The organism is Streptomyces sp. NPDC031365 (assembly GCF_055569765.1).
This window is the reverse complement of the sequence record NZ_JBVIIM010000003.1, coordinates 425,212-436,075: the sequence shown is the minus strand read 5'-3', so window position 1 is coordinate 436,075 and position 10,864 is coordinate 425,212. Positions and strand designations below refer to the sequence as shown.

General features: G+C 70.6%; 10 protein-coding genes. 2 read left to right on the top strand and 8 right to left on the bottom strand.

Annotated features, from left to right (window positions below; translation table 11 throughout):
* Positions 1 to 144: 144 nt before the first annotated feature.
* The gene (locus tag ACZ5C2_RS07285) at positions 145 to 2,397 is read right to left on the bottom strand and encodes an MMPL family transporter (RefSeq protein ID WP_468787487.1); all 2,253 of its coding nucleotides are present in this window, start codon (positions 2,395 to 2,397) and stop codon (positions 145 to 147) included.
* Between the two features lie 375 nt (positions 2,398 to 2,772).
* Between ACZ5C2_RS07285 and ACZ5C2_RS07280 the strand changes: the two genes are divergently transcribed.
* Positions 2,773 to 3,321, top strand: coding sequence for a DUF1697 domain-containing protein (locus ACZ5C2_RS07280; RefSeq protein ID WP_468787485.1), 549 nt, complete (start codon positions 2,773 to 2,775; stop codon positions 3,319 to 3,321).
* A gap of 88 nt (positions 3,322 to 3,409) precedes the next feature.
* Positions 3,410 to 4,027, top strand: coding sequence for a mycothiol-dependent nitroreductase Rv2466c family protein (locus ACZ5C2_RS07275; RefSeq protein WP_468787483.1), 618 nt, complete (start codon positions 3,410 to 3,412; stop codon positions 4,025 to 4,027).
* Positions 4,028 to 4,276: 249 nt separating this feature from the next.
* Here ACZ5C2_RS07275 and ACZ5C2_RS07270 read toward each other — a convergent pair whose 3' ends face one another.
* The 7 genes from ACZ5C2_RS07270 to cysC form a co-directional block, all read right to left on the bottom strand.
* Entirely contained in the window at positions 4,277 to 5,014 is a 738-nt protein-coding gene (locus ACZ5C2_RS07270) for a sirohydrochlorin chelatase (RefSeq protein ID WP_468787481.1), read from the bottom strand.
* Between the two features lie 8 nt (positions 5,015 to 5,022).
* On the bottom strand, positions 5,023 to 5,919 hold the full coding sequence (locus ACZ5C2_RS07265; protein ID WP_468787479.1) for an ABC transporter permease: 897 nt from the start codon (positions 5,917 to 5,919) through the stop codon (positions 5,023 to 5,025).
* Positions 5,906 to 6,694, bottom strand: coding sequence for an ABC transporter ATP-binding protein (locus tag ACZ5C2_RS07260; RefSeq protein ID WP_468787477.1), 789 nt, complete (start codon positions 6,692 to 6,694; stop codon positions 5,906 to 5,908). Before ACZ5C2_RS07260 ends, ACZ5C2_RS07265 begins: the two co-directional genes overlap by 14 nt.
* Before the next feature lie 36 nt (positions 6,695 to 6,730).
* Entirely contained in the window at positions 6,731 to 7,834 is a 1,104-nt protein-coding gene (locus ACZ5C2_RS07255; protein ID WP_468787475.1) for an aliphatic sulfonate ABC transporter substrate-binding protein, read from the bottom strand.
* Between the two features lie 224 nt (positions 7,835 to 8,058).
* Positions 8,059 to 9,393: a sulfate adenylyltransferase subunit 1 gene (locus ACZ5C2_RS07250; RefSeq protein WP_468787473.1), complete on the bottom strand. Its 1,335-nt coding sequence runs from the start codon at positions 9,391 to 9,393 to the stop codon at positions 8,059 to 8,061.
* A 2-nt stretch (positions 9,394 to 9,395) separates the two neighbouring features.
* Complete coding sequence (gene cysD, locus ACZ5C2_RS07245; RefSeq protein ID WP_468787471.1) at positions 9,396 to 10,331, bottom strand: sulfate adenylyltransferase subunit CysD; 936 nt, start codon at positions 10,329 to 10,331, stop codon at positions 9,396 to 9,398.
* A complete protein-coding gene (gene cysC, locus ACZ5C2_RS07240) occupies positions 10,328 to 10,864 on the bottom strand; it encodes an adenylyl-sulfate kinase (RefSeq protein ID WP_468787469.1) in 537 nt (178 codons plus the stop codon). The genes cysD and cysC overlap by 4 nt, the downstream gene beginning before the upstream one ends.

The following is a 10,864-nucleotide window of genomic DNA, read 5'->3' as shown; positions in this document are numbered from 1 at the left end:
CAATTCCCGCCTAAGCAGGAACACCCCCCCCCCCCCCCCCCCCCGCCCCCTCCCCCCCCCCCCCCCCCCCCCCCCCCCCCCCCCCCCCCCCCCCCCCCCCCCCCCCCCCCCCCCCCCCCCCCCCCCCACTACGCTCCTCCCGGGTCAGACCGGCACTCGATCGCCCTCGTCGTCCCGCGCCCCGGCCGGCGCCGCCGCCGCCTCCGGTGACTCGTCGTGGGTCAGGTCGGGCATCCGGTGCAGCCACTTCGGCAGGTACCAGTTGCGCTCGCCGAGCAGCGCCATCACCGCCGGGAGCAGCACACCCCGGATGATCGTGGCGTCGATCAGCACAGCCGCCGCCAGGCCGACGCCCATCTGCTTCATGGACTGCATGGACAGCGTGCCGAAGATCGCGAACACGGCGACCATGATGACCGCGGCGCTGGTGACGACCCCGGCCGTGGTGACCACACCGTGCTGGATCGCGTCCCGCGTGCTGCGGCCCCGCAACCGGGCCTCGCGGATCCGGGAGACCACGAACACGTGGTAGTCCATCGACAGGCCGAACAGGATCACGAACAGGAACAGCGGCAGCCAGGTGATGATCGCGCCGACGCCCTCCGCACCCACCAGGGACGCGCCCCAGCCGTGCTGGAAGACCGCCACGAGGATGCCGTACGCGGCGCCCACCGACAGCAGGTTCAGCATGATCGAGGTGACCGCGACGGTCAGCGAGCGGAACGACAGCAGCATCAGCAGGAAGCCGAAGACCACCACGAAGGCGAAGACCGGGACCACGGAGCCGACCAGCTGGTCGTTGAAGTCCTTGTTTCCGGCGACCTGCCCGGTGATCGGCGCCTCGACCCCGTCCACCTCGCCCAGCGTGGCGGGCCGTACCTCGTCGCGCAGCGTGTCCAGGCTCTGACCCGCCTTGTCCTGGTCGGAGCCGCCGACCAGCGGAACATAGACGAAGGCGACGTTCTGCCGGTCGTGCAGCTTGATCTCGACCGGTCCGCGTGACGCACCCGAACTGACCGCCTGCTCGCGGAAGTCGGCGAGTGCGGCCCGCACCTCGGGCGCGTTGATGTCGTCGGCGCTGACGACCACCTCGGCCGGTTCGGTGCCGCCCGGGAAGGCCTCGTTGACCCGGTTGTACGTCTGCACGATCGGCAGTGAGTCGCCGAACTCCTGGTCCAGCGTGAGGTTCTGCGTCTTCATCCCGACCGCGGGAGCGGCCACGGCGAGCAGCGCACCGGTGGCCACCACGGCGGCCAGCACCGGCCTGGCGAGCACCTGCTTCAGTACGGCGGTCCAGAACCGGCTGTCGTTGCCGCCGTTCGCACGACGCTTGCGCAGGAACGGCAGGCGGCCCTTGTCGACCCGCTCGCCCAGCAGCGAAAGGAGCGCGGGCAGGACGGTGACGGAACCGACCATGGCGACCGCCACGACCATCAGCGAGGCCAGACCCATCGCCTCGAACTCGGCGATCCCGGTGAACAGCATGCCCGCCATGGCCACGCACACCGTGACACCGGAGACGACGATCGCCCGGCCACTGGTCGCCGCGGCGATCCGCAGCGCCGTCTGCGCGTCCCGTCCGGCCGCCCGCTCCTCACGCTCGCGGCGCAGATAGAACAGGCAGTAGTCGACACCGACGGCCAGGCCCACCAGCAGCATGACCGAGTTCGCGGTCTCGCTCATCGGCTGGAGGTGGCTGACCAGGCCCATCAGACCCATCGTCGCCATGATCGCGGTGACCGCCAGCGCCACCGGAAGCAGCGCCGCCACCAGCGCGCCGAACGCGATCAGCAGAATGCCGAGGGCCACCGGCACCGCGGAGTACTCGGCCTTCTTGAAGTCGTCGCCGAACGCGTCGTCGAACGTCTTCATCATGCTGGCGCCGCCGATCTCCTCGATCCGCAGCGACCCATGGTCCTTCTGGACGTCCTCCACGGCGTTCAGGACCGGCTCGATCCGTTCACCGGCGGTGTCCGAGTCGCCGCGCATGTCGAACTGGACCAGCGCGCTGCGCCCGTCCCTGGAGATGGTGTCGCTCTCGTACGGCGAGGTGACGTCCGTGACCTCGCCGGTCCGCTCCACGGCCGTGACGACGGCGGTGACCGCCGAGCGGAACTCCTCGTCCGTGGCCGTAAGGCCCTCGTCCTTCGCCTGGACGAGCACGGTCTCACTGGCCGGCTCCTCGATGCCGGCGTCCTCGATGATGCGGGCGGCGGTGTGGGTCTCTCCCTTGAGCTGATCGCTGTTGCTGACGTCGACCCGGCCGGCGGCCGATCCGAGTCCCATCGCCAGCACGACGAACAGCAGCCAGATACCGACGGCCGCCCAGCGGTGCCGGGCGCTCCAGCCGCCGGCCCGGGCGGCGAGGCCCCGTACCCGCGAATCTCCGTTCCCCATGACGGGCTCGCTCCCTCGTGTTCGGCAGCGACCCCCTGCCGCCACCTGACACTTTCGAAGGTATGGGCCGGATAAGCGCGTCTCGTCGTGCTGTCCGGTGAAGCTCCGGGGCCCGAAGTCATCCCATCGGCGTTCGTCTCCTCCCCACTGGGGACGACAGTGGTCCCTTACATGTATCCGGACTTCTGGGGGCCGGTGATCAGGGGTCCGCAGCGCGGTCCCCCGTTCCGCAACCTTGTTGAATAAGTCACAGGTGCGTGTTCCGGTTGATCCGGGCCCCACCGTTCCGCCAGAGTTTCGCGCAGCCCGCCGCGTGCGGACCCGGCCGTCGTGCCCACCCCCACGGGGCACGACGGCCGTCCTAAGGTGTGCGGTATGGCGACGAGATACGCGGCGCTGCTGCGCGGGATCAACGTGGGCGGCGGCAGGAAAGTCCCGATGGCCGAACTGCGCACGCTCGTGGAAGGGCTCGGCCACGAGGGCGTGCGCACCCATCTCCAGAGCGGTCAGGCGGTGTTCACCGCCGACCACGGGGACGAGCGGTCACTGGCCGCAGAGCTGTCCGCGGCGATCGAGCGGCACTTCGGCTTCGGGGTGGACGTGATCGTGCGCGACCACGCCTACCTGCGAGGCATCGTCGAGGCATGCCCGTACCCGGCCGACGAGCTGGAGCCCAAGCAGCTCCACGTCACCTACTTCTCCGCACCCGTCACCCCCGAGCGCTTCGCCGGGATCGACCAGGCGTCCTGCCGGCCCGAGGAGTTCCGGCTCGGCGACCGCGCCCTCTACCTGTACGCCCCGAACGGCCTGGGCCGCTCCAAACTCGCCGAGTACCTGTCCCGGCCCCGCGTCAACGAGGGCGTCGTCGCCACCAGCCGCAACTGGAACACGGTGACGAAGCTCGTGGAGCTCACCGGGGACTGACCGGGCCACCCGCCGCCGGGATTGGACCAGTGGCCGGGCGGCGAACTGGACCAGGGCCCCGCTCCCGGTCGTGCATACGGTCGACGGCATGAGCAATGGATCACCCACCCGCGTCGACTGCTGGTTCGACCCCGCCTGTCCCTTCGCCTGGATCACCTCCCGCTGGCTGCTGGAGGTGGAACGGGAACGCCCCCTCGATCTGCGCTTCCGTGTGATGAGCCTCCATCTGCACAACCTCGGCAACGAGCTGCCCGACTGGTACCGGGACCTGGTCGACCGCTCCGTCGGCCCGGTACGGGTGGCGGTGGCCGCCGCCGAACAGCACGGCGAGAAGGTGCTGCGCGGCCTCTACACCGCCCTCGGCACCCGCATCCACGAGCGCGCCGTCGAGGACTTCGACGCCGTGATCGCCGAAGCCCTCACCGAACTCGGCCTGCCCGCCGGCCTGGCGGCCGCCGCGCACGACCCGGCGTACGACGACGCCGTGCGCCGCAGCCACGAGGCGGGCGCCGAAGCGGACACGGGCGCCTATGTGGGGACCCCGACCCTTCACGTCGACGGAACCGTCTGGTTCGGACCCGTCCTGCGGGCCGTCCCCCGGGGCGAGCGGGCGGCAGAACTCTTCGACAGCTTCCGGGTGCTGGCCGGTGACGCCGACTTCTTCGAGTTGAAGCGGACGCGGACGGGCGGCCTGTCCTTCGACTGAGGGCGGGGACTTCGACGGAGGACGTGGACCTGGACGTGCAGGGGGCGAGGAACGTCGAGGGGGCGAGGGCCTCGAGCCGACGAGGGCCGCCTGAGGCCACGGACGAGGCCCCCGGGACGACGGGACGACAGGGCTCCGACCGAGGACGACGGGACTTCGGCCGAGGACGACGGGGCTCCGACCGAGGACGACGGGACTTCGGCCGAGAGCGGAGAGAAGGATCGGGCCGACACCGCCCGCCGGACCAGGTCAGGCGCCGACTGCCGTGAGCAGCGGCACCCGCGCCCCGTCGTAGCGCTCCAGCAGCACCCGTGCCACCTCCGGGGCCGGACCCAGCACATCCGCCAGGACGTCCGCCCCCGCCGCACCCCGGGCGATGCGGTCCGGGAGGAAGCCGGGGGCCAGGACGTACGGCGCGACGGCGACGCGTGCGCAGCCGAGAGCGCGCAGGTCACGTACCGCCTGCTCGGTGCGGGGGAGGGATGCGGAGGCGAACGCAGGCCGCACGGCGCACCAACCGGTGTGCCGCCACTCCCGCGCGATTTCTGCGATCACTGCGATCGCCTCCGGGTCGGATGACCCCGCCGAGGCCAGTACGACCCCGGTCGAGGACTTGTCGGCGGGCGTCAGGCCCGCCTCGTACAGCCGGCGCTCCAGTGCCGAGAGCAGCAGCGGGGACGGGCCCAGGACGTCGGCCTGGCGGATCCGCAGCCGCGGCGGGGCCCCGGCCAGCACCGCGGGGATGTCCGACTTGGCGTGGAAGGCGCGGGTCAGCAGCAGCGGGAGGGCGACCACGTCACGGACACCCTCCGCGTCCAGGGACTCCAAAACCCCTGTGACGGAGGGGACGTTGAAGTCCAGGAACCCGGTCTCCACCCGCAGCCCCGGCCGCAGCGACCGCACCCGCCGCACCAGGTCGTGCACGGTCGCGGCGTGCCGCGGGTCGCGGCTGCCGTGGGCGATGACGAGAAGTACCGGACGACGCATGGTGTGCCTCAGCCCTTCACCAGCAGACCGCGGCTGCGCAGCACCCACCGCTCCAGCGGACTGAAGATCAGCAGGTCGATGGCGATACCGACGGTCAGGATCAGCAGGATGGCTTCGAAGACCATGGCCATGTCGCTGGCGTTGCGGCCGTTCTCCAGCAACTGGCCCAGCCCGATGCCGAGGTCCGGGAACGACGCGATGATCTCCGCGGCCATCAGGGACCGCCAGGAGAACGCCCAGCCCTGCTTCAGACCCGCCACATAGCCGGGCAGCGCGGCCGGCAGCACGATGTACCAGGTGCCCTTCAGCCCCGTCGCGCCCAGCGTGCGGCCGGCCCGCAGGAACAGCGGGGGCACCTGGGAGACGCCGGAGACCAGGCCGTTGGCGATCGAGGGCACCGCGCCGAGCAGGATCACGGCGTACATCATCGAGTTGTTCAGGCCCAGCCAGATCACCGCCGGCGGCACCCACGCCACCGACGGCAGCGACTGCAGACCGGACAGGATCGGCCCGATCGCCGCGCGCACCACCTTCACTCGCGCCACCAGCAGCCCCAGCGGGGTGCCGATCAGCAGCGCGAAGAAGAAGCCGAGCAGACCGCGCGAGACGCTGGTCCAGATGTAGCCGAGCAGTTCGCCCTGGAGCCACGCCTCGCGGAGGACGTCCCACACCGCGCCGGGGGAGGGCAGCTTGGTCGGGTCGTCGACGATCCGGAAGGAGACCAGGGCCTGCCACACCGCCAGCACCAGTGCGACGGCGACCACCGGCGGGAGGATCTTCTCCTTGACGGTCTGCCGCAGCGGGGTGCGGCCGGCCTGCACCGTCTCCAGTGCGTCGAGGCCCGCCTCCAGACCGGCGAGGTCGCCCCCGTCCTTGTCCTTCGCGGTCGTCTCAGTGCTGGCCATGACGGCGGATCTCCCCACGGAGTTCTTCGGTGATCTCGACGGACAGTTCCGCCACGGCGGTGTCCTCGATGCGACGCGGATGCGGAATGCCGACCGTCCACTCGCGGGCGATCCGGCCCGGGCGGGAGGACAGCAGCACCACCCGCTGCGCGAGCCGGACCGCCTCGCGCACGTTGTGCGTGACGAACAGGACCGACACCTGGGTCTCGCGCCAGATCCTGGTCAACTCGTCGTGCAGCACGTCCCGGGTGATGGCGTCCAGTGCTGCGAACGGCTCGTCCATCAGCAGCAGTTTGCTCTCCTGGGCGAGCGCGCGGGCCAGCGCGACCCGCTGGCGCATACCTCCGGACAGCTCGTGCACCCGCTTGCCGTGCGCGCCCTTCAGCCGGACGAGCTCCAGCAGTTCGTCGGCCCGCCCGCGCCGCTCGTTCTTCGGGACACCCCGCAGCCTCAGGGCGAGTTCGATGTTCTTGCCCGCCGTCAGCCACGGGAAGAGCGCGTGCTCCTGGAACATCAGGGCCGGCCGGCCGTCCGTGCTGATCGCCCCGGCCGTGGGCCGGTCCAGGCCCGCGACCAGGTTCAGCAGCGTCGACTTGCCGCAGCCCGAGGCACCCAGGAGGGTGACGAACTCACCGGGCGCGACATCGAGCGTGATGTCGTCCAGCACGAGCTGCCGTCCGGCGGGCCCGGCGAACGACTTCGAGACGTGCTCGATCCGGGCGGCGTGGGTGGCCGCCTCGGTGCCGTCGGCGGCCTTGGCGAGGGTCGTGGCCATGGTCGTCACCTCCTGGGAACTCTTCGTGATCCGGGCTTACTTGGCGCCGAGGCCGGCGTCGTCGACAGCGGGCTCACCCACGGCCTCGAGGACCTTGTTGAGCAGCGAGAGGTCGTAGATGCCGTTCAGGTCGGGCTGCTCCAGCAGGCCCGCCTCGACGGCGTGGTCGGCCTGCGAGTCGAGCGTGGCGGCCAGCGGGTCGTCGATGAACCTGATCGACTTCCACGCCGGGTCCAGTACCTCAGCCGGCAGCGCCTTGCCGGAGTCGGCCTCCAGTTGCTTGTTGGCGGCGGCCTTCGCCTCCCCGGGGTTGGCGTTGATCCACTTGTTGGCCTCGACGGACGCCTTCAGCACCGCCTCGACGGCCTTCGGGTGTTCCTCGAGGAACTCCTGGCGCACGATGATGTTCGTGATCACGAACTTCTCGTCCGGCCACAGGGACGCCTCGTCCAGCATCACCTTGCCGCCCTCGGCGACCAGCTTCGAGGCGGTGGGCTCCGGCACCCACGCGCCGTCGATCGAACCGGCCCTGAAGGCGTCCGGGGTGACCTTGTTGTTGCTGCGGACGACCGTGACATCGCCCTTGCCGCTCTGCGCGTCGACCTTCCAGCCCTGCTCGGCCACCCAGTTGAGGAACGCGACGTCCTGGGTGTTGCCGAGCTGCGGGGTCGCGATCCGCTTGCCCTTGACGTCCTTCAGCGACTTCACGGTGTCGGGGTTCACCACCAGCTTGACCCCGCCGGACGCCGAACCGCCGATGATCCGCAGGTTCTTGCCACCCGACTTGATGTAACCGTTGACGGCCGGGGACGGGCCGATGAAACCGATGTCGATGGAACCGGAGTTGAGCGCCTCGATCTCCGACGGGCCCGCGTTGAAGACGGCGTACTTCGCCTCCGTGCCGCCCAGTTCCCTCTGGAACAAACCCTTCTGGTTGCCCACCAGGGCGGTGCCGTGGGTGAGGTTGCCGAAGTAGCCGATCCTGACGGAGTCGAGTCCGTCGGTCTTCTTCGCCCCGGCGGCGACCTTCGCGGAGTCGTCGTCCTTCGCCTCGGAACCGTAGCCGCAGGCGGCCAGGGTGAGCAGCGGAAGCACGACCATCACCGCGAGGGTACGGCGCAGGGCGGTTGTGGCAGGCACGGGAGGTGTTCCTCTCGGGGGCCCGGCGGTCACGGTCTACTCAGGCCGTGGCCGGGAAGTCGGCAGGTTTTCGTCTACGGCGGCGGGGGGCGAGGGCGCGCGAGCGGTGCGCGTACGTCAGCACACACATCGGTCGACCCCGCCCTGCCCGCTGCCCAGAGCACCGCTGCCGACACGGCCGCCCTCTTTGGCGAACTCGGAGTAGAAATCGGTGGAGTTCATGCTCAGAAGTCCCACCCGTCGTCCTCGGCGCCGTCCTTGACGGGCTCCGGCGCGGCGAAGGACTCGCCGACCATGCCCGCGGTGAGCGTGGTGCCGTCGTTGGGGTCGATGAGGATGAACGAGCCGGTGCGCCGCGAGTCCGCGTAGGAGTCGGCGGGCAGCGGTTCGGCGGTACGGATCTTCACACGGCCGATGTCGTTGGCGGTCAGCCGGCCCGGATGCGGGTGCAGGGACAGGTCGTCCAGCGTCAGCCGGGACGGGATGTCCTTCACGATCGCCTTGACCGTGCGTGTGCCGTGTTTGAGCAGCACCCGGTGGCCGACGGTCAGCGGCTGGTCGGCGACGTGGCACACGGTGGCCTCGACGTCCTGTGAGGTGGCCGGCGCGTCCTTGCTGGGGACGATCAGGTCGCCGCGGGAGATGTCGATGTCGTCGGCCAGCAGCAGCGTCACCGACTGCGGGGTCCAGGCGATGCCGACCGGCTCGCCCAGCAGGTCGATCCCGGTGACCGTGGTCGTCCGCCCGGACGGCAGCACGGTCACCGGGTCGCCCACCCGAAACGTGCCCGCGGCGATCTGCCCCGCATAGCCCCGGTAGTCCGGGTGCTCGGCGCTCTGCGGACGGATCACGTACTGCACGGGCAGCCGCGCGTGGCAGTGCGCCAGGTCATGGCTGACCGGGACCGTCTCCAGGTGCTCCAGCACCGTCGGACCGCCGTACCAGTCCATGTGCGCGGACGGCTCCACCACGTTGTCGCCGACGAGCGCCGAGATGGGGATCGTGGTGACCTCGGGGACGCCCAATTCGGTCGCGTACGCCGTGAACTCCTCGGCGATGGCCGCGAACACGGGCTCCCGGTAGTCGACCAGGTCCATCTTGTTGACGGCGAGGACGACGTGCGGGACGCGCAGCAGCGCGGCGATCGCGGCGTGCCGCCGGGTCTGCTCGACGACGCCGTTGCGGGCGTCGACCAGAATCACGGTCAGCTCGGCCGTCGACGCGCCGGTGACCATGTTCCGCGTGTACTGCACATGGCCCGGGGTGTCGGCGAGGATGAACCGCCGCCGGGGCGTGGCGAAGTAGCGGTAGGCCACGTCGATGGTGATGCCCTGCTCCCGCTCGGCCCGCAGACCGTCGGTGAGCAGCGCGAGGTCGGGCGCCTCCTGGCCCCGGCTCGCCGACGCCCGCTCCACGGCCTCCAGCTGGTCGGTGAGGACCGACTTGGAGTCGTGCAGCAGCCGGCCCACCAGCGTGGACTTGCCGTCGTCGACGGAGCCGGCGGTGGCGAACCGCAGCAGCGTGGTGGCCGCGAGCTCCTCGGTGGTGATGGTGCTCATGTCTAGAAGTACCCCTCGCGCTTGCGGTCTTCCATCGCGGCCTCGGAGAGCTTGTCGTCGGCTCGCGTCGCACCGCGCTCCGTGAGGCGCGAGGCGGCGATCTCGGTGATCACCTTCTCGATGGTGTCGGCGTCGGAGTCCACCGCACCGGTGCAGGACATGTCCCCCACGGTCCGGTAGCGCACCAGCCGCTTCTCGACGCTCTCACCGTCCTTCGGGCCGCCCCACTCACCCGCGGTCAGCCACATGCCGGAACGGCTGAAGACCTCACGCTCGTGCGCGTAGTAGATCTCCGGCAGTTCGATTCCTTCGCGGGCGATGTACTGCCACACGTCCAGCTCGGTCCAGTTGGACAGCGGGAACACGCGGACGTGCTCACCCGGGGCGTGCCGGCCGTTGTACAGGTTCCACAGCTCGGGGCGCTGGCGGCGCGGGTCCCACTGGGAGAACTCGTCGCGCAGCGAGAACACCCGCTCCTTCGCGCGCGCCTTCTCCTCGTCCCGGCGTCCGCCGCCGAACACGGCGTCGAACCGCTCGCTCTGGATCTTCTCGGTGAGCGGTACCGTCTGCAGCGGGTTGCGGGTGCCGTCCGGGCGCTCCTTGAGCGCCCCCCGGTCGATGTAGTCCTGTACGGAGGCGACATGCAGCCGCAGTCCGTGCGCGGCGACCGTGCGGTCCCGGTAGGCGAGGACCTCGGGGAAGTTGTGCCCGGTGTCCACGTGCAGCAGGGAGAACGGGACCGGCGCCGGGGTGAACGCCTTCAGCGCCAGGTGCAGCATCAGGATGGAGTCCTTGCCGCCGGAGAACAGGATCACCGGCTTCTCGAACTCGCCTGCCACCTCGCGGAAGATGTGCACCGCCTCGGACTCGAGGGCATCCAGGTGGGAGAGGGCGTACGGGCTGGCCGTGCCCTCCTCGACAGTGGCGGCGGTCGTCATGCCAGTCCCCTTTCGCTGAGCAGGGCGTACACCGACGCCGCGGACTCCTGCACGGTCTGGTGCTGCGACTCGATCCGCAGATCGGGCGTCTCGGGCTCCTCGTAGGGGTCGTCCACACCGGTGAGTCCGGTGAGTTCGCCCGCGGCCTGCTTGGCGTACAGACCCTTCACATCGCGTACGGAGCACACCTCGACCGGCGTCGCCACGTGCACCTCGACGTACGGAGTGCCGTTCGCCCCGTGCCGCTTGCGCACCGCGTCCCGGCTGTCGGCGTACGGCGCGATCACCGGAACGAGCGCGGTGACGCCGTTGCGGGCGAGCAGTTCGGCGACGAAGCCGATGCGCTGCACATTGGCGTGCCGGTCTTCGCGGCTGAAGCCGAGGCCCGCCGAGAGGAACTCGCGGATCTCGTCGCCGTCGAGCACCTCGACCCGCCGGCCCCGCTCGCGCAGCCGGGCGGCCAGGTCGTGGGCGATGGTGGTCTTGCCCGCACTCGGCAGACCCGTGAGCCAGACGGTGGCTCCGGTCGTCAC

Excerpts from the sequence above, each read along its gene's own strand:
- ACZ5C2_RS07250 (WP_468787473.1), bottom strand. The coding sequence starts at position 9,393 with ATGAGCACCATCACCACCGAGGAGCTCGCGGCCACCACGCTGCTGCGG.
- cysD (WP_468787471.1), bottom strand. The coding sequence starts at position 10,331 with ATGACGACCGCCGCCACTGTCGAGGAGGGCACGGCCAGCCCGTACGCC.
- ACZ5C2_RS07280 (WP_468787485.1), top strand. The coding sequence starts at position 2,773 with ATGGCGACGAGATACGCGGCGCTGCTGCGCGGGATCAACGTGGGCGGC.
- ACZ5C2_RS07275 (WP_468787483.1), top strand. The coding sequence starts at position 3,410 with ATGAGCAATGGATCACCCACCCGCGTCGACTGCTGGTTCGACCCCGCC.
- ACZ5C2_RS07260 (WP_468787477.1), bottom strand. The coding sequence starts at position 6,694 with ATGGCCACGACCCTCGCCAAGGCCGCCGACGGCACCGAGGCGGCCACC.
- ACZ5C2_RS07285 (WP_468787487.1), bottom strand. The coding sequence starts at position 2,397 with ATGGGGAACGGAGATTCGCGGGTACGGGGCCTCGCCGCCCGGGCCGGC.
- ACZ5C2_RS07270 (WP_468787481.1), bottom strand. The coding sequence starts at position 5,014 with ATGCGTCGTCCGGTACTTCTCGTCATCGCCCACGGCAGCCGCGACCCG.
- ACZ5C2_RS07265 (WP_468787479.1), bottom strand. The coding sequence starts at position 5,919 with ATGGCCAGCACTGAGACGACCGCGAAGGACAAGGACGGGGGCGACCTC.